The sequence below is a fragment of the Variovorax sp. GW821-FHT09D05 genome (assembly GCF_059416325.1).
In genome coordinates this window covers 90,510-107,568 of record NZ_JBWKOZ010000016.1, presented here as the reverse complement: position 1 = coordinate 107,568, position 17,059 = coordinate 90,510, and the positions used below count along the sequence as shown (strand labels likewise).

15 protein-coding genes are annotated in these 17,059 nt (G+C 66.7%); 9 read left to right on the top strand and 6 right to left on the bottom strand.

What is annotated here, in order from left to right; genetic code table 11:
- The first annotated feature begins 1 nt into the window (after position 1).
- A complete protein-coding gene (locus AC07O3_RS32635; protein WP_495341319.1) occupies positions 2-1,120 on the top strand; it encodes a DKNYY domain-containing protein in 1,119 nt (372 codons plus the stop codon).
- Positions 1,121-1,140: 20 nt separating this feature from the next.
- Here the strand turns inward: AC07O3_RS32635 and AC07O3_RS32630 are convergent, their stop codons facing one another.
- Complete coding sequence (locus AC07O3_RS32630; protein WP_097199512.1) at positions 1,141-2,058, bottom strand: DUF3883 domain-containing protein; 918 nt, start codon at positions 2,056-2,058, stop codon at positions 1,141-1,143.
- Positions 2,059-2,154: 96 nt separating this feature from the next.
- Here AC07O3_RS32630 and AC07O3_RS32625 point away from each other — a divergent pair, with 96 nt between their 5' ends.
- The 5 genes from AC07O3_RS32625 to AC07O3_RS32605 all read left to right on the top strand — a co-directional run bounded on the left by AC07O3_RS32625 (position 2,155) and on the right by AC07O3_RS32605 (position 7,341).
- On the top strand, positions 2,155-2,715 hold the full coding sequence (locus AC07O3_RS32625) for a hypothetical protein (RefSeq protein WP_093082416.1): 561 nt from the start codon (positions 2,155-2,157) through the stop codon (positions 2,713-2,715).
- Entirely contained in the window at positions 2,712-3,899 is a 1,188-nt protein-coding gene (locus AC07O3_RS32620; protein WP_495341318.1) for a PrsW family intramembrane metalloprotease, read from the top strand. The genes AC07O3_RS32625 and AC07O3_RS32620 overlap by 4 nt, the downstream gene beginning before the upstream one ends.
- Positions 3,896-5,731, top strand: a complete 1,836-nt coding sequence (locus AC07O3_RS32615; protein WP_495341317.1) for a sensor histidine kinase — start codon at positions 3,896-3,898, stop codon at positions 5,729-5,731. Before AC07O3_RS32620 ends, AC07O3_RS32615 begins: the two co-directional genes overlap by 4 nt.
- 163 nt (positions 5,732-5,894) lie before the next feature.
- Positions 5,895-6,461 carry a PadR family transcriptional regulator gene (locus AC07O3_RS32610; protein WP_093059065.1) on the top strand — a complete coding sequence of 189 codons (567 nt, stop codon included), beginning with the start codon at positions 5,895-5,897 and terminating at the stop codon, positions 6,459-6,461.
- A gap of 40 nt (positions 6,462-6,501) precedes the next feature.
- A complete protein-coding gene (locus AC07O3_RS32605) occupies positions 6,502-7,341 on the top strand; it encodes a siderophore-interacting protein (RefSeq protein ID WP_093082408.1) in 840 nt (279 codons plus the stop codon).
- 10 nt (positions 7,342-7,351) lie between these two features.
- Here the strand turns inward: AC07O3_RS32605 and AC07O3_RS32600 are convergent, their stop codons facing one another.
- From AC07O3_RS32600 to AC07O3_RS32585, 4 genes are all read right to left on the bottom strand, one after another.
- Positions 7,352-8,884: a DHA2 family efflux MFS transporter permease subunit gene (locus AC07O3_RS32600; RefSeq protein ID WP_093059063.1), complete on the bottom strand. Its 1,533-nt coding sequence runs from the start codon at positions 8,882-8,884 to the stop codon at positions 7,352-7,354.
- Positions 8,881-9,348, bottom strand: a complete 468-nt coding sequence (locus tag AC07O3_RS32595) for a MarR family winged helix-turn-helix transcriptional regulator (protein WP_093082406.1) — start codon at positions 9,346-9,348, stop codon at positions 8,881-8,883. The genes AC07O3_RS32600 and AC07O3_RS32595 overlap by 4 nt, the downstream gene beginning before the upstream one ends.
- 71 nt (positions 9,349-9,419) lie before the next feature.
- Positions 9,420-10,397 (bottom strand): magnesium and cobalt transport protein CorA, encoded by a 978-nt coding sequence (locus AC07O3_RS32590; protein WP_354337541.1) that lies wholly within the window; start codon positions 10,395-10,397, stop codon positions 9,420-9,422.
- 32 nt (positions 10,398-10,429) lie between these two features.
- Entirely contained in the window at positions 10,430-11,059 is a 630-nt protein-coding gene (locus AC07O3_RS32585; protein WP_093082402.1) for a hypothetical protein, read from the bottom strand.
- A gap of 220 nt (positions 11,060-11,279) precedes the next feature.
- On the opposite strand from AC07O3_RS32585, the gene mutS reads away from it, so the two are divergent.
- From mutS to AC07O3_RS32570, 3 genes are read left to right on the top strand one after another with little or no spacing between them, the layout of a single operon-like run.
- The gene (mutS, locus tag AC07O3_RS32580) at positions 11,280-13,874 is read left to right on the top strand and encodes a DNA mismatch repair protein MutS (RefSeq protein ID WP_495341316.1); all 2,595 of its coding nucleotides are present in this window, start codon (positions 11,280-11,282) and stop codon (positions 13,872-13,874) included.
- 28 nt (positions 13,875-13,902) lie between these two features.
- Complete coding sequence (locus AC07O3_RS32575) at positions 13,903-14,742, top strand: proteasome-type protease (RefSeq protein ID WP_093059103.1); 840 nt, start codon at positions 13,903-13,905, stop codon at positions 14,740-14,742.
- A gap of 5 nt (positions 14,743-14,747) precedes the next feature.
- On the top strand, positions 14,748-15,560 hold the full coding sequence (locus AC07O3_RS32570) for an alpha/beta fold hydrolase (protein WP_354337544.1): 813 nt from the start codon (positions 14,748-14,750) through the stop codon (positions 15,558-15,560).
- 12 nt (positions 15,561-15,572) lie between these two features.
- Here the strand turns inward: AC07O3_RS32570 and AC07O3_RS32565 are convergent, their stop codons facing one another.
- Positions 15,573-17,045, bottom strand: a complete 1,473-nt coding sequence (locus AC07O3_RS32565) for an amidase (RefSeq protein WP_495341315.1) — start codon at positions 17,043-17,045, stop codon at positions 15,573-15,575.
- Positions 17,046-17,059 lie beyond the last annotated feature (14 nt).

The following is a 17,059-nucleotide window of genomic DNA, read 5'->3' as shown; positions in this document are numbered from 1 at the left end:
CGTGCCCGTCATTCCCTACGACACCTTCGAGGCCGCGAACCTGTTCCTGGCGACCGGCCGCACACCCGAAGAAGTGCTGCCGCTGATCGGCCTGAGCCCCGCGCAATGGGAGCGGCTGCGCGAGACCTATCGATGGTTTCCCTACACCTATGGTGAAAGCCAGAGGCGCAGCTATTTCGGGGGGCTGGGTGATGCCGAGATACTGCGGCTCGTTCTGGCGCCGCGGTGGAACCTGAAGCCGGGAGACGAGCCCGATCTGCGCTCGACATGGCATGTCCGCGAAGCCGTGCGGCGCAATCCACGCATCGGGCCTTTCGCCGGTTGCGACTGGCCGATCACCTGCATCGCCCCGCATCCCGAAGCGACCCTGTGCTGCTACACGCACGATGGGCACACGGTCTACTTCGACGGCAAGCCGCTCACCGATCGCAACGGCGAGGTGCTGGAAGTGGATGCCGGGAGCTTCGAGCCCGTTGGCGGGCGCTGGCTGCGCGACAGGCATCGCATTTATGGACAGGGCGAGTTCGGATCCAGGCCGACCTTCTATTGGTACGTTGTCGAAGGCGCGGATCACGCGACTTTCAAGGCACTGAACCTTCGTTACGCGCACGACAGGGAGCGCGCCTACTACATCACTGCCAAGGCGATCCGTACGAAGAGCCCGGAGGCCTTCGAGATCGTGCCGGAGATACGGCTCAACTACCGCGACGGTACGCGCGATGAGCTGCATGACATCAGCCACATCGCTCGTGATCGTGAAGCTGTCTATTTCTACGGAACCCGCCTGAAGGGTGCCAGGCCGGAAAACTTCCGCGACCTGGGCCACGGCTATGCGACCGACGGCACGACCGTGTGGTTTCTTGACGAGAAAAAGGTGATCGAAGGCGCGGATGCGGCCACCTTCACCGTTCCCGGTCCTGGCGAACCGCATGTGCCCGGCCGCGTGCGAGGCCACGCAGCCACGGATCGCTACCGCGTCTACGTTGGGGCCGAGCTGTGCGACCCGCAAGAATGGATCGAGGATTGGCGCCCGTTCTTCGAGGCGCGGCCCGATCTCGGCGGTTGGTGGTGGCACCAGCTTGCGGGCGAAGCGGCGGGCAACAAGGGCCAGCCGCTCTAGGAGCTCTTCTTGCGCGCTGTTTACGACGGGTCGTAACCCGGCGCCGAACTGATCTCGTTCGGCTTGTAGATCTTGTGCTGCGCTACCCCGCTGCCCGCATCCGTCACCACCAGCAAGCGCCACAGCGGCTCGCGCACCGAACACGCGCTCTCTTCGCTGCTGAGCTTGAAGCTGGGCACCCCGGGCGCCGTGCCTTTCACCACGACGCGCAGAAGCGTCTGCCCCTTGGCGTTCGACACTTCGAGGTCGAAGCCGATGTTCTGGGCGATCACGTTCTCGGCCTTGTAGCCATAGCCGGTGAAGTGCTTCGTCACGTACTCGATGGCGGCTGCGTGCACTTCTTCGGGCGAAGCCTGGCCGGTTGCGACTGCTGCTGCGGGCTCGGCCACCTTCGGCACGCTGCCGCGCGCCTTCGCGGCTTGCAGGTCGGCCTCGGTCGGAACCCAGCCGCGCGGGCCGCGCACCAGCACCGCGAGCTTTTTCTCGGGCTCCCAGGTGGCGACGTGCCATTCGTCGTCGTCGCGCACGCGGGTGGAAACCTTGGCGTCCTTGTTGCTCTCCAGCTCGGCGATGGCGATGCGGTTGGTCTGCAGCACGGCACGGAAGCCCTGGCCTGCGTCGAAGGTGCGCTTGAGCAACGCAAGCCGGTCCTTGGCGCGCTGCACCTGCTGCGCGTTGCGCGGGCCGCCGCCAACGCGATGCTGCGTATCGAGCGACTCGATGCAGAACCAGCGCCCGCCCGAACCGACACTCACGAACTCGCCCCAGATGGTGGCGATGACGTTGTCGCCGGTCGCCAGCCAGGCGTGATCGAATGGCTTGTCCCGCGCGTCGAACACACCCATCTTGGCGACGATCTCGACCGGCGTGAGCCGTGGTCCTTTGAGCCGCATTTCGTCGATGACGGCGAGTACGTGGGGTTCGACTTCCTTGTCCATTCAGTGGAATTCTGGTGAGTTTGAGGGGGGTGGGAGTATGCCGCATCGCTTGCCGCGCCCACCGGGACAGGCGCGATCGTATGGCAGGATCAAAGGATGAACGAGCCCTCACGCCGAATACCGTATCGCACCTGGCCGGGCGCGCTCGCGGTGCTTCTCGCCATTGCCGTCTACGTGGGCGGCCTGACATTCTGGGACCGCCATACCTCGGGCAGCAGACCGTTGCCCGTGGGGGAGACGATAGATGTCGGCCAGGCCCGGTTCATTCCCGCCGACGGATGGGAGATGGATGTGTCGCGCTCGAAGGCAGGCAAGTCGCTGATGCTGTTCAAGGGCGGCCACAAGTTCCTGGTAACCACGGGCCGGTGGGTGGGCGGACCCGACGGCCCCCTGATACGGCAGCAGCGGCTGATGGAGCGCGGCCAGCGCCTGAGCATCGAGGGCGACGTGTCCGACTTCGTCACCTCCTGGGGCCTGCAGGGCAAGACTTTCGCTTACTACGGCTCAAAGCTGGCCGGCCGGTTCTGGCAGGTGGTCGACCTGCGGCGCAAGTCGCTGGTGCAGATCGACTTCTACGGCTCCAACGACGGCATGGACGATGCGCTGACGGAAGCGCGGCGCATGCTGGACTCGATGGACCTGGAGGCGCCGCAATGAGCTCGCCTGTCTTCGAGCAGGACGACGCGGGCTGGCCGGTTGGCACCGATTCATTCTTCCAGCCGCAGCGCGCCGCGTTCTGGGTGCTGACGGCGCTGATCGTCAACGGCCTGTTCTACACGGTCAGCATGTTCTCGATGGGGTTCCGCGTGGTGCCCGTTACCGCGTTTCTGGGGCTGCTGGTGTGGGGGCTCTACTCCCTGGCTTTCTTCCAGGCGTTTCGCACGCTGGACTTGCTCGAGCAGCATCCGCCAGAGGCTTATGTGCTGGCCTTTGCGTGGGGCGGCATGGGCGCTGTCTACTTCGCCGCGCCGGCCAACATCGCGATTCAGAGCCTGTGCGCGAAGCTGGTGTCGCCGGAGTTCGTCGCGGTCTGGGGGGCGGCGATTGCGGGGCCGATCACGGAAGAATTCCTGAAGCTGGCCGGCGTCATCCTGCTGGTGCTGGTCGCGCGCAACCAGTTTCAGACTTATCTCTCGGTGCTGATCGTCGGTGCGATGGCGGGGCTGGGCTTTCAGGTGATCGAGAACCTGAGCTACACCGTCAATTCGTCCATGCACTTTCCGCTCGAAAACCAGGTGTATCCGGTACTTCTGAACCTGCTGACGCGCGGGCTGCTGAGCGGGCTGTGGAGCCACGCGGCCTACACAACGATCGCGTCCTTCGGCGTTGCATGGTTCCTGCTCCACCCGGAGCGGCCGATGGTGATGCGGATTGCCTGCGCGCTGCTGTGCTTCGGCCTTGCGTGGGCCATGCACTTCGTGTGGAACGCGCCGTTTCTGGAAGACCTCTTCGACGGCGGATACGGCGAGATGGCCGTACTGCTGATCGTCAAGGGCATTCCCGTTGTCATCGCGGCAGGGCTCTTCTGGCGGGTTGCCGTTCGCGAGAACGGCACATACCTGCATGCCCTCGCAGCCTGGTTCGTGCCGGAGCGCGAGTTGATCCGCGACGACGAATGGGTTCGCCTGGGCGCGCCCATGCAGCGCTACAAGGTCCGCAGGGAGATGGGATGGACCTTCGGCTGGAAAGCAAGGCGCCTGAAGACTCAGCTGCAGCGCGAGCAACTACGGCTGATCCGCAAGGCCGGCACCTACGGGCGCGGAGCGCAAACGCTGCGGCATGAAGTGGCCATACGGCGGCTGCGCGCGGAGCTTGATCCGCTCATCGGGGCGAAAGCATGAGGGCACTGCTGTTGCTGATGCTCGCGGTGCTGGGAGCCGGATGGAGCGCTCCTTCGCGGGCAGTCACGCTCATCGAGCAGGCGCAGCTCACGCTGGCCTTGCGCGGTCAGGCTCCAGCCCAGGCACCGCAGCCGCAGACCGTCGCACTGCCCTATGACTGGGATCAGCGGCAGGGCGCAGTCGACGGCGAGGCGCGGTTCGCGTTCGACATACCGGTGGCCGACCCTGCCGCGCCGCTGGCGCTGTTCGTGCCGCGCCTGGGCAACAGCTTTCGTGTGCTGGTGAACGGCCAGGAACTGGCCCGATTCGGCGCCTTCCCGCCAGGCCCCTACGACGATGCCTCCGTTGCGCCGCAGTACTTCGTGCTGCCGGCCTCGGGCTCGACGGCGCCGCATCGCGTTGAAGTCGTCATCGCGGCGCAGGCTGCGAGGCAGGGAGGGCTGTCGCCCGTGGTGGTCGGCAGCAAGGCCGAGGTTCTTCCGTTGTACGAAGACGCCCTGTTCTGGCATGTCAGCGGCGGACGCTTCATTGCCATCGTGAGTGGCGTGCTGGGAGCGCTGTCGCTGCTGGTGTGGCTGCGACAGCGCGAACCGATCTACCTCTACTACGGCCTGGGAGAGTTGTTGTGGTCCGTGCAGACGGCGCGCGTGCTGTTCACGCATGTGCCGCTGCCCTGGCCCTGGTGGGGTGTGCTGCCGCTGGCTGCGTTCCAGGCGGCGGTGCCGCTGCTGTGCCGCTTCGCCCTGGCCGTGGTGGGACGCGACGACACTCGCCTGGCACGCCTGCTGGGCCTGATGGCCTGGCTGGCACCGGTTGCAGCCGTGCTGGGCATCATGGTGCCTTTGCTGTGGCTGATGCCGCTGTGGCGGTCGCTGGGCCTGCTGGCCGCACTGGCAATGATGGTCGTCGTGGTGCGCGTGGCGCTGCGCAGTGCCGTGCTGGAACACCGCGTGCTGGGCGTGGCCGTGGTGCTGGTCGTGCTGTGCGGCGCGCGCGACGTCTGGGTGATGCGCACATCGCCGGAGGCCTACGCGATGGTGCCGTGGATCCGCTTCGCCTGGGTTGGCTTCGCCATCACGCTGGCATGGGTCATCGCCGAGCGCATGCGCAAGGACGCCCGGGCGATGGCGGCAATGAACGCCTCGCTGGAAGCGGAACTCGCAGAGCGCAACGCTGCCCTGGAAGCCTCCTTCGCCCGCGAGCGGGAAGGAGAAAAAGCGCGCGGCGCGCTGGAAGAACGCCAGCGCCTGACGCAGGACCTGCACGATGGTCTCGGTGGGCAGCTGGTCGGGCTGCTGCAGATGACCCAGCAACCAGGAACGGCCCTCGGCGATGTGGCGCTGCACCTGCGCGACGCGGTGGACCAGCTCAAGCTCACGGTGGACGCCATGCATGGCTGCGAGGGCGACGTTGCCTCGGCCCTGGGCAGCGTGCGCTACCGCCTGGGGCCGCGCCTGCAGGCTGCCGGCATCGAACTGCACTGGGACGTGGGCCCCCTGCCGCTGATGACGGGCTGGAGCGCGCGCGAGTCTCATCAGACGCAGATGCTGCTGTTCGAGGCGTTCGCCAACCTGATGGCGCACGCGCAGGCGACGCGGGCCAGCCTCGGCGCGAGACTGGTGCCCACCAGCACCGGCGAAATCATCGAGATCGAGTTGCGCGACAACGGCCGCGGCTTCGATGCAGAAGCCAAGTTCGCGGGCAAGGGACTGACGAACATGCACACGCGCGCCGCCGCGCTGGGTGGCGCACTCACGGTGCGCTCTAAGCCCGGAGAGACCAGCCTGCGCCTGCGACTGCCCGTGCCGGCGGCGACAGCAGTCGGCAAATAAAAAAGAGAAGGGCTTCAGGGAGAAATTCAGGGAGAAATCGAGCGCTGCGTCGCGCTCGACAAGGCCCGTGACACCCATGCCGGGTATCCCGGTGCGTATCGATTTGACTTTATTTTAGATATATCTAAAATAATTCCGATACACATCACAAAGGATGCCCACCATGAGACATTTCCATCTCAACCATCACCACTGCCACACCGCCCGCGGCGAACATGAAGACGGCCTTTCCGGCGGCCGCGGACACCGTGGCGGCCGCGGCGGCGGCCGCGTGTTCGGCCATGGCGGCCTGCGCTTCGTGCTGCTGCAGCTCATCGCCGACAAGCCGGCCCACGGCTACGAACTGATCAAGGCCATCGAAGACCGCCTCGGCGGCAGCTATGCGCCGAGCCCCGGCGTGGTCTACCCAACCCTCACGCTGCTCGAGGAAATGGGCTACCTCAGCGTGGAAACCGCCGACGGCAGCGGCCGCAAGCGCTACAGCATCACGGCCAGCGGCCAGGAATTCCTCACGGCCAATCGCGAGATGGCCGACGCCATGATGTCCCGCATGAGCGGCGGCGTCGACGGCGCCGGCCCGCGCGGCGGACGCCCGCCGCAGGTCACGCGCGCCATCGAGAACCTCAAGCTCGCAATGCGCATGCGCCTGTCGGGCGTGCTGACCGAGCAGCAGGCCCACGACTTCGCCGCGGTGCTCGACAGCGCCGCGCAGCAGATCGAAAAGATCTGAACCCCATCTCAACCCGCCCTGCTCACCCAGGACTTCTGCAATGACTGACTTCAGTACTTCATCTGCTTCCACCGCCCCCGACCGCACGCCGCGCCGGGTGCGCCACGACCTGCGCTTTCGCCAGCTCACGGTGAAATCCGCGCAGCGCGTAACGCCGCACCTGATCCGCATCACCCTCACGGGCGACGACCTCGCGGGCTTCACCAGCCCCGGCTTCGACGACCACGCGAAGATCTTCTTTCCCGATGCCACCACCGGCAAGCTCACGCTGCCCACGGCCGGACCCGAAGGCCCGGTGTGGCCCGCAAGCGGCCGCCCCACCATGCGCGACTACACGCCGCGCCGCCACGACGCCAAGGCCGGCACGCTCGAAATCGACTTCGCGCTGCACGAAGCCGGCCCCGCCACGCAGTGGGCCGAGCAGGCCAAGCCCGGCGACGTTGTCGGTGTGGGCGGCCCGCGCGGCTCGTTCATCGTGCCGACCGAGTTCGACTGGCACCTGCTGATCGGCGACGACACCGCCCTGCCCGCCATCTCGCGTCGCCTGGCCGAACTGCCGGCCGGCTCTCGCGCGGTAGTGCTGGCGGAAGTCGACAGCGAAGCCGACGAGATTCCGTTCGACACGCAGGCCGAACTCACGTTGAAGTGGGTGCACCGCCGCGGCACCGAGCCGGGCCTGAGCCCCGTGCTGCTCGACGCGCTGAAGGCCATGCAGCTACCGGCCGGCGATTTCCATGCGTGGGTAGGCTGCGAATCGGCCATCGCCAAGGCGCTGCGCGCGCACCTGGTGGGCGAGCGCGGCGCGAACCCGAAGTGGACGCGGGCCTCGGGCTACTGGCGTCGCGGTGCGGTGGCAACGCACGACACGCACGACGAGTGATGCGGGTCTTTCAGTGCGGCACTTCGGCCGGGCCTGAGGCGGCCGCACTGCGCCTCGGGCTCTTGATCAACAACAGCAGCGGAATCGCCAGCACCGTGATGATCATCATGATCGCGAAGTCGTCCAGGTAGCCGATCAGCGCGCCCTGCCGGGTCACTTCCGCATTCAGCAGCGCCAGCCCCGTCATCGTGTCGGGCGACATCATCTGCGGCAGCGTCGACAGCGCGGTGTTGCCCGGCGCCACGGTCGACGCGATCTGCGCATGCGCCTTGCTCGAGCCTTCGGTCAGCAGCGCCTGCACGATCGAGATGCCTACGCTGCTGCCGATGTTGCGCAGCAGGCTGAAGATCGGTGTGCCCTGGTTGCGCAGCCGCGGCGCGAGCGTGGCGAAAGTCGCGGTCGACAGCGGCACGAAGGTGAAGCCGATGCCCAGGCCCTGGATGAAGCCCGAGACGATGATCAGCGTGCTGTCCATCTGCAGCGTGAGCCGCGTCATCTGGTAGAGCGAGAACGCCGTGAGGCCGAAGCCCACCGCCATGATCGCGCGCACGTCCACCTTCTGCACCAGCCGGCCCACGATGATCATCGCGATCATCGTGCCGACGCCGCGCGGCGCCGTCACCTCGCCCGTGTAGACCACCGGATAACCCATCAGCCCCTGCAGGAAGTTGGGCAGCAGCGCCATCGTCGCGAACAAGATCATGCCGACGATGAACGCGAACAGCAGGCCGGTGACGAAGTTGCGGTCTTTCAGCAGGTCGCGGTCGAAGAAAGACACGCCCTGCACCGTCCACGTGTGGACCACGAAGAAGCCGAAGGCCACCAGCGCGGCGGCGGCTTCGAGCTTGATCTCCCACGAATCGAACCAGTCGAGCTGTTCGCCACGGTCGAGAAACAGCTGCAGCATGCCGATGGCCAGGCTCAGCGTCACGAAGCCGAAGATGTCGAGCTTCTCGCCCTGCGGCCGGCTCTCGGGCAGGTAGCGTGCGATGCCCCAGAACGCGAAGATACCCACCGGCAGGTTGATGAAGAACACCCAGCGCCAGTCGAAGTTCTCGGTGAGCCAGCCGCCCAGCAGCGGCCCGAGGATGGGTCCGACCATGATGCCCGCGCCCCAGATCGCCATTGCCTGGCCGACTTTCTCGCGCGGGTTGATGTCGAGCAGCACCGCCTGCGACAGCGGCACCAGCGCCGCGCCGAAGATGCCCTGCAGCAGCCGCGCGGCCACGATGCCGACCAGCGAGGTCGCAAGCCCGCACAGCGCCGAGGCCACCGTGAAGCCGATCACCGAGATGATGAACACGCGCCGCCGGCCCCAGTGGCCGCACAGCCAGCCGGTCAGCGGCAGCGCGATGGCCGAGGCCACGATGTACGAGGTGAGCACCCAGGTGATCTGGTCCTGCGAGGCCTGCAGGCTGCCCTGCATGTGGGGCAGTGCGACGTTGGCGATCGTGGTGTCCAGCGCCTGCATGATGGTCGCCAGCATGATCGAGATGGTGATCATGCCGCGGTGCGGCACCTTGGTTCCGGGCGCGACGCTCATGGCTTCTTGCCCTCGCCCGAGGTGATTTCCACCAGGCTGCCTTGCACCTTGGCGAGCAGGCTCAGCAGTTGCGCGCGCTCGGGCTGCGACAGCACCGCCATCACGCGGGCATTGAGCCCGTCGCTGAGGCTGAGCGCGCTGTCGAGCGCTTTCTCGGCGCTGGGCTCCAGATGAATCTTGTTGACGCGGCGGTCCGTGGCGCTGGGCTCGCGGCGGATCCAGCCGGCCGCAGCCATGCGGTCGCACAGGCCGGCCACGGCCATCGGGGTCAGGTCGAGCCGCTGCGCGAGTTCGGCCTGAGAGAGGGGTTCTTCATCGCCGTGCATGGCCAGCGCGCCGAGCAGGCGGCACTGGGCGCTGGTGAGGCCGATGCGTTCGCGCGCGAGGCGGTCGAACTCTTCACTGTAGAGCTTGCCCACGCTCTTGACGAGGAAGCCGAAGCGCTGGGTGAAGTCCCTTTTCATAAGGGACTTGATTATCTACATGTTTATTAGTTGGGACTTAGCAAGCCCCCCTCGCACTCACACACTCACAGTCAAAGCCAACCGGCGCGCCTGAACCGGTAGTAGAGATAGCCGCAGGTGCTGACGATCAGCCCCAACGCCACCGCATAGCCATAGCGGAATTTCAGCTCCGGCATGTTCTCGAAGTTCATGCCCCAGATGCCGGCGAAGGCGGTGCACACCGCGAAGATGCTGGCCCAGGCCGCGAGCCGCTTGGTGACTTCGCTTTCCTCGATGGTGACCATCGACAGGTTCACCTGGATCGCCGTGCCGATGGTGTCGCGCATCGCGTCGATCGAGCCGTTGATGCGCCCCAGATGGTCGCCCACGTCGCGAAAGTATTCCTGCGAGGTCGCGCAGATCTGCGGCACGCGCCCGCCGTGCATCTTGCCCGATGCCTCCAGCAGGGGCGCCACCGCGCGCTTGAGGATCATGCTGCGCCGCTTCAGGTCGTAAAGCTGCTTGATCTTGTCGCGCGCTGCGCCGCCCTGGCCGAAAAGCTGCTGCTCGATGGCTTCGAGCTCGTCCTCCAGCGCATCGATCACCGGAAAGTAGCGGTCGACCACCGCGTCCATCAACGCATACAGCACGAAGCCCGCGCCGTTGCGCAGCAGGTCCGGCTCGCGCTCGCAGCGCTCGCGCACGCCAAGAAAGCCCTGCTTGCTGCGGTTGCGCACCGACAGCACGTAGTTGCTGCCGACGAACACGTCGACCTCGCCCACGTTCGTGCAGTGCTCGCCCTCGGGCGATGGCTCGACCATGTGCATGACGACGAAGAGCGAGTCGCCGTATTCCTCCATCTTCGGCCGCTGGTGGCCGTTGCGGGCGTCTTCCACCGCGAGCGGGTGCAGGCCGAATTCGTGCTGCATCACGCTCAGTTCTTCCGGTGAGGCGTCGCTCAGCGCCACCCAGACGAAACAGCCCGGCCGGCTGATGTAGTCGCTGATGGCCTCGACCGAGATGTCGGCGAGCTTGGCGCCGTTTTCATAAGCGACGCAATTGATCAGCATCGGTACTCTTCCATGTTCAATCTGGACGTCGATCAGGTCGTCGCGTTGGAATTCGAAGTTGCGGCCAGTTGGGCGGTGGCCGCCAGCGAAGCCTCGATGGCTTGCGTTTCGCTCCTGAGCAGCGCGAGCCCCTTTTCAGCCAGCGCGGAATGGCTCGCAACATCGGCCCACAGGCTGGCCGCGGCTTCGGAGCATGTCAGCGATGCGAATCGGATGCGGCCTTTCGCGAGATCGACGAAGCGCGCCTCGCGCAGGGGGTCGGTCCGGTCCCAGGCACCGCCGATGATCACGCGCTTGCCGCGCTTGATGCGGGGTTCGAGTTCCGCGAAGAAAGGCAGCTTCGCCGACACCCAACCCAGCATGCCGGTGCTGGCCGCGGTGTCGAAGGCGGATGGAGCGGCGTGCGCTTTCGCAAAGTCGCGCAAGGCACCCAAGTTGTAGAGCACCGGGTCCTTGGGCCCCGCTGCGCCGCCTTCCACCGGCCTGATGACAGACGGGCTGTGGCCCGCGCGCCCCTCGGGCCGTTTCGACTTTCGCAGCTCCGCAAGCTGGGCAGGTGTTATGCACAGATACAGCGCGGCAAGCTCTGCGGGCAAGGTGGCGCTGCCGGGCAGCGCAGCCGCGTTCGCTTCAAGGCCTTTGAAATCATCCAGCTGGGCCATGGGCGCCTTGTTTGTTCTTCACGCGGGGGTCGCGTCGGAGGATTTTAGAGTGGTGGGTGCGGGCCCGGCCGGCGCCTTGCGGATGTCCCATACAAGATAATCCGAGCCAAGGCTCCCTCGGATACCCCGACACAGACACAAGGCGAAATCATTGAATTCGAAGGATAAATCGACGGCATCCCCTGGCGGGGCAGAAGCAACGCTCGGGCACACCCCGATGATGGCCCAATATCTAGGCCTCAAGGCGGACCATCCGGACACCCTGCTGTTCTACCGGATGGGCGATTTCTACGAACTCTTCTGGGCCGACGCCGAAAAGGCCGCGCGCCTGCTCGACATCACGCTCACCCAGCGCGGCCAGTCGGCCGGCCAGCCGGTGGTGATGTGCGGCGTGCCCTTCCACGCGGTCGATACCTACCTGGGCCGCCTCATCAAGCTGGGCGAATCGGTCGCCATCTGCGAGCAGGTGGGCGAAGTCGGCGCCAGCAAGGGCCCGGTCGAGCGCAAGGTGGTTCGCGTGGTTACGCCCGGCACGCTGACCGACTCCGAACTGCTCAACGACAAGAGCGAATCGCTGCTGCTCGCGGTGCATGCGGGCTCGCGCAATTTCTGCGGGCTGGCATGGCTCAGCGTGACCGGTGCCGAACTGCGGCTGGCTGAATGCCCGGCCGACGCGCTCGAAGCCTGGATCGCCCGCATCGCGCCCAGCGAGCTGCTGTACAGCGCCGAAGTAACGCCGGCCTTCGAGCAGCGCCTGAAAGCCGCGCGCAGCGCCACGCCCTTCACGCTGTCGATCCGCCCGGCATGGCAGTTCGACGGCGGCCTGGGCGAGCGCAAGCTGGCCGAGCAGATGGGCAGCAACAGCCTCGCCGCCTGGAACGCCGAATCGCTGACCAACGCACATGCCGCAGCCGCCGCGCTGCTGGGCTATGCCGAGCACACCCAGGGCCGCGCGCTTTCGCACGTGCAGCGCCTGTCGGTCGAGCGCGACGGCGACCTGATCGAGCTGCCGCCCACTACGCGCCGCAACCTCGAACTGGTGCAGACGCTGCGTGGCGAAGACTCGCCCACGATGTTCTCGCTGCTCGACACCTGCATGACGGGCATGGGCAGCCGCCTGCTGAAACGCTGGCTGCTCTCGCCCCGGCGCGACCGCTCCGAAGCGCAGGCCCGGCTCGAAGCCATCGGCGCCCTGCAGTCGACCGTGCTCGGTGGCACTGCCGCACCGTGGCGCACGCTGCGTGAGCAGCTCAAGAACACGAGTGACGTGGAGCGCATTGCAGCCCGCATCGCGCTGCGGCAGGTGCGCCCGCGCGAACTGCTGGCGCTGCGGCTGGCGCTATCGAAAGCGGAGCAGCTTGCGCCCATGCTGCCTGCGTCTGCAAACCTCCTGACCCAGATCACCGAACGCCTGGCCCCGCCGCCCGGCTGCGCCGACCTGCTGACCAGCGCCATCAAGCCCGACCCGTCCGCGCTGGTGCGCGACGGCGGCGTGATCGCTACCGGCCACGACGCCGAACTCGACGAGCTGCGCGCCATCAGCGAGAACTGCGACGACTTTTTGCTGAAGCTCGAAATCAGCGAACGCGAGCGCACCGGCATCAGCAACCTGCGGGTGCAGTTCAACCGCGTGCACGGTTTCTACATCGAGGTGACTCAGAGCGCGCTCTCGAAGGTGCCCGACAACTACCGCCGCCGCCAGACGCTGAAGAACGCCGAGCGCTTCATCACGCCCGAGCTGAAAGCCTTCGAGGACAAGGCCCTGAGCGCGCAAGACCGCGCGCTGGCCCGCGAGAAGTGGCTGTACGAGCAACTGCTCGACGCGCTGCAGCCCTCGGTGCCCGCGCTCACGCAGCTGGCCGGCGGCATCGCCACGCTCGACGCGCTGTGCGCGCTGGCCGAGCGCTCGCACACGCTGCACTGGCGCGCACCGAGCTTCGTGGCGCACCCCTGCATCGAGATACAGCAGGGCCGCCACCCGGTGGTGGAAGCGCGGCTGGCCGAGAAGTCGTCGGGCGGCTTCATCGCCAACGACACGCAACTCGGTCCGCAGCAGCGCATGCAGGTCATCACCGGTCCCAACATGGGCGGTAAGTCGACGTACATGCGGCAGGTGGCCATCATCGTGCTGCTGGCCTCCATCGGCTCGCACGTGCCGGCGGCAGCCTGCCGGCTCGGGCCGATCGACGCCATACACACCCGCATCGGCGCGGCGGACGACCTGGCCAATGCGCAGTCGACCTTCATGCTCGAGATGACCGAGGCTGCGCAAATCCTGCACAGCGCCACCGCGCAGTCGCTGGTGCTGATGGACGAGATCGGCCGCGGCACCAGCACCTTCGACGGGCTTGCGCTGGCCGCCGGCATCGCGGCCCAGCTGCACGACCGCAGCAAGGCCTTCACGCTGTTCGCCACGCACTATTTCGAGCTGACCGAGTTTCCGGCCACACACCACGGCGCCGTGAACATGCACGTGAGCGCGACCGAGGCGGGCCGCGACATCGTGTTCCTGCACGAAATGCAGCCCGGCCCGGCCAGCAAGAGCTACGGCATCCAGGTGGCGCGGCTCGCGGGCATGCCCGCGGCTGTGGTCAACCATGCGCGGCAGGCGCTGGAGGCGCTTGAATCGCAGCATGCGCAAACTCGTGCACAGGTCGACCTGTTTGCACCGCCTCCGGTGGCCGAGACACCGCTGGCCAGCGCCGTAGAATCCGCGCTGGCCGCGCTCGACCCCGACACCATGAGCCCGCGCGAGGCCCTCGATGCCTTGTATGCCCTTCAAAAACTGAATAAACGTGAACTCGGTGCCGCATGATCCGGCGCCGGTCATGCCAGACGAACCCATGACTTACTGCGTAGGCATCAAACTCAACGCCGGCCTGGTGTTTCTCTCCGACTCGCGCACCAACGCGGGCGTGGACCACATCAGCACCTTCCGCAAGATGATCGTCTACGAGCAGCCGGGCGACCGCGTCATGGTGCTGCTGTCGTCGGGCAACCTGAGCATCTCGCAGTCGGTGCGAGAAATCCTCCAGATCGAGGAGCTGCGCGAAACTCGCGAAGACGGCACGCAGGGCGAGCCCATCACCATCTGGAACGCGAAGAGCATGTTCGATGCCGCGCGCGTGCTCGGCTCGGCGGTGCGCCATGTGTACGACCGCGATGCCGAGGCGCTCAAGCATGCGGGGCTGGACTTCAACGTGTCCTTCATCTTCGGCGGGCAGGTCAAGGGCGAAGGCATGCGCCTGTTCCTGGTCTACGCGGCCGGCAACTTCATCGAAGCCACCACCGAGACGCCCTACTTCCAGGTCGGCGAATCGAAGTACGGCAAGCCCGTGCTCGACCGCGTGCTCACGCCCGAGACGCCGCTCGACGAGGCAGCCAAGTGCGCACTGGTGTCGATGGACTCGACCATGAAGTCGAACCTGTCGGTTGGCCTGCCGCTCGACCTGGTGGTGTACGAGGCCAACAAGCTCGAAACCGACCGCGTGATCTGCATCGACGCCGACAACCCCTACTACCGCATGGTGCACAGCAGCTGGGGCCAGAAGCTGCGCGAGGTGTTCGACAGCATCGAAGACCCGGTGTGGGACGACAGCCAGACCGAGCATCCGCTGAAGATGCCGGCCACGCGGCACAGCCCGCTGCGCAAGATTTCCACGCCAGACGAAAAGCTGATCTGACCCCCGTGCCCCCGGTCGTCTTCTCGCACGGCAACAGCTTTCCCGCGAGCACCTACCGCGTCGTCCTCGACAGCCTGCGCAACCGCGGCTTCGAGGTCGATGCCATCGAGAAATTCGGGCACGACCCGAAGTACCCCGTCACCGACAACTGGCCGCACCTGGTGCAGCAGCTGGCCGACTTTGCAAAGCTGCGTGCCGACCGCGCGGGCGGCCCGGTGTTCCTGATCGGCCATTCGCTTGGCGGATTCCTGAGCCTGATGTGCGCGGCGCTGCACCCGGAGCTGGCACGCGGCGTGGTGCTGATCGACTCGCCCATCCTCGGCGGCTGGCGCGCGAACACGCTCAACGTGGTCAAGCGCACACCGCTCATGAAGAGCATTTCGCCCGGCGCCATCAGCCGCAAGCGCAAGAACAGCTGGGAGCATCGCGAGGCGGTGTTCGAGCATTTCCGCAGCAAGAAGGCGTTCGCGAAGTGGGATGAGCAGGTGCTGCACGACTACATCGACCACGGCACCTTCGATGCCGACAAAGCTGGCGAGGACGGCCGTTCACTGAGCTTCGACCGCGACGTCGAGACCGCCATCTACAACACCCTGCCCCACAACCTCGGCGCGCTTCTGCGCGCGCACCCGCTCAAGTGCAAGGCCGCCTTCATCGGCGGGCGCCAGTCGGCCGAGATGAAGCGGGTGGGCATGGCGATGACCGAGCAGGTCACCAAGGGCCGCATCGCCATGATGGACGGCACGCACCTGTTCCCGATGGAAAAGCCGCTGGCAACAGCCGCGGCCATCGAGGCCGCGCTGCGCAACCTGCTCTGAGCGACCGCGCCGTCACCCCTGGGTGACGTGCACCCCGGGCCGCCGGCCCGCATTCCACTTGCCATCTAGCACCCGCTCGATCTGCGCGGCCAGCTGCAGCAGCAGCCCGTCGTTCGCCTGCGCCGCCTGTGCCTGGATGCCCAGCGGCATGCCGTTTTCCTGCGAGGCCATCGGCAACGAAATGCCCGGCATGCCGCACAGGTTGGCCAGCGGCGTGTACGCGAAGTTCTTCCAGAGGTTGGCGAACCAGTCGTAGACGGACGGGTTTGTGCTCGTCGTCAGGTACTCGCTGGTGCCGACCTTGGGCGTGGGCAGCGCGGTGATCGGCGTCAGGATGACGTCCCAGCGCTGGAAGAAATCACCGAAGGCGCGCGAGGTGGTGTTGAACACCGCCTGCATCTTCGAGCGCTCGGTGTACGAGGTGTGCAGCCCGGCTTCCCAGATCTTGATGTTGATCGGCTCCAGCAGCTCGGCCGGCGGGCGCTCCAGCCCAAGCCGGTGCAGGTGGCCGTCGATGACCTGCGCGAAGTTGCTGATGTAGCAGGTGGTCTGCGCGGCAAAGGCGGCTTTGAAATCGACCTCGGGCAGCACCCATTCGACGTGATGGCCCAGCCCCTCGAGAAACTTGCCGACGCGCTCCAGCTCGGCCACGAAATGCGGCGTGGCGCGGAAGTCGCCCCACTCGTGCGACAGCGCGATGCGCAGGCGACCCGGGTCGCGCCGGATGAGTTCGCTGTACGGCTCTGCCGGCGACCAGAAGGGCATGAACTCGCCGGGCGCGCCGCCGCGGCAGTGGTCGACGAAGGCCGCCGTGTCGCGCACCGTGCGGCTGTGGCAGCCCTGGATCGACACCAACCCCGAGAGGTCCGACAGGCCCGGCGCCAGCGAGAACACGCCACGCGACACCTTCAGGCCGATGTTGCCGTTCACGCCCGCCGGAATGCGGATGGAGCCGCCGCCGTCGGTGGCATGCGAGAGCGGCAGCACACCGGCGGCAACGGCGGCGGCCGTACCGGCCGACGAGCCGCAGGTGGTGTATTCGAGGTCCCAGGGGTTGCGCGTGGTGTGCAGCGCGTTCTCCGCCGAACTGCACACGCCGAACTCCGGCGTCGTGCTGCGGCCCACGATGTTGAGGCCCGCCTTGCGCAGCTGCTGCGTAAGAAAGCTGTCGGCAGCCGGGCGATGGCCCTGCATCATCATCGAGCCGAATTCCTGCAGCCGGCCCTTCAGCGTCGGCCCGAGATCCTTCATCAGGTAGGGCAGGCCCGCGAACACGCCATCGGGGTTCATGCCGTCCTTCAGCGGATCGGCCACCACGTCGTCGAACACCTCGACCACCGCATCGAGCTGCGGGTTGAGCTTCGCGATGCCCGCCGCGGCCTGCGCCGCCAGCTCCGCCGCCGTCACGTCGCCCTTGCGGACCCTCTCGGCCAACCCGATGCCGTCGTGATCGGCCCATTCGTTCCAGCTCATTGCCAGCGTCATCCGCGGTGCTCCAT

Excerpts from the sequence above, each read along its gene's own strand:
- AC07O3_RS32585 (WP_093082402.1), bottom strand. The coding sequence starts at position 11,059 with ATGGCCCAGCTGGATGATTTCAAAGGCCTTGAAGCGAACGCGGCTGCG.
- AC07O3_RS32620 (WP_495341318.1), top strand. The coding sequence starts at position 2,712 with ATGAGCTCGCCTGTCTTCGAGCAGGACGACGCGGGCTGGCCGGTTGGC.
- AC07O3_RS32595 (WP_093082406.1), bottom strand. The coding sequence starts at position 9,348 with ATGAAAAGGGACTTCACCCAGCGCTTCGGCTTCCTCGTCAAGAGCGTG.
- AC07O3_RS32630 (WP_097199512.1), bottom strand. The coding sequence starts at position 2,058 with ATGGACAAGGAAGTCGAACCCCACGTACTCGCCGTCATCGACGAAATG.
- AC07O3_RS32605 (WP_093082408.1), top strand. The coding sequence starts at position 6,502 with ATGACTGACTTCAGTACTTCATCTGCTTCCACCGCCCCCGACCGCACG.
- AC07O3_RS32600 (WP_093059063.1), bottom strand. The coding sequence starts at position 8,884 with ATGAGCGTCGCGCCCGGAACCAAGGTGCCGCACCGCGGCATGATCACC.
- AC07O3_RS32610 (WP_093059065.1), top strand. The coding sequence starts at position 5,895 with ATGAGACATTTCCATCTCAACCATCACCACTGCCACACCGCCCGCGGC.
- AC07O3_RS32615 (WP_495341317.1), top strand. The coding sequence starts at position 3,896 with ATGAGGGCACTGCTGTTGCTGATGCTCGCGGTGCTGGGAGCCGGATGG.
- AC07O3_RS32575 (WP_093059103.1), top strand. The coding sequence starts at position 13,903 with ATGACTTACTGCGTAGGCATCAAACTCAACGCCGGCCTGGTGTTTCTC.
- AC07O3_RS32625 (WP_093082416.1), top strand. The coding sequence starts at position 2,155 with ATGAACGAGCCCTCACGCCGAATACCGTATCGCACCTGGCCGGGCGCG.
- mutS (WP_495341316.1), top strand. The coding sequence starts at position 11,280 with ATGGCCCAATATCTAGGCCTCAAGGCGGACCATCCGGACACCCTGCTG.
- AC07O3_RS32590 (WP_354337541.1), bottom strand. The coding sequence starts at position 10,397 with ATGCTGATCAATTGCGTCGCTTATGAAAACGGCGCCAAGCTCGCCGAC.
- AC07O3_RS32565 (WP_495341315.1), bottom strand. The coding sequence starts at position 17,045 with ATGACGCTGGCAATGAGCTGGAACGAATGGGCCGATCACGACGGCATC.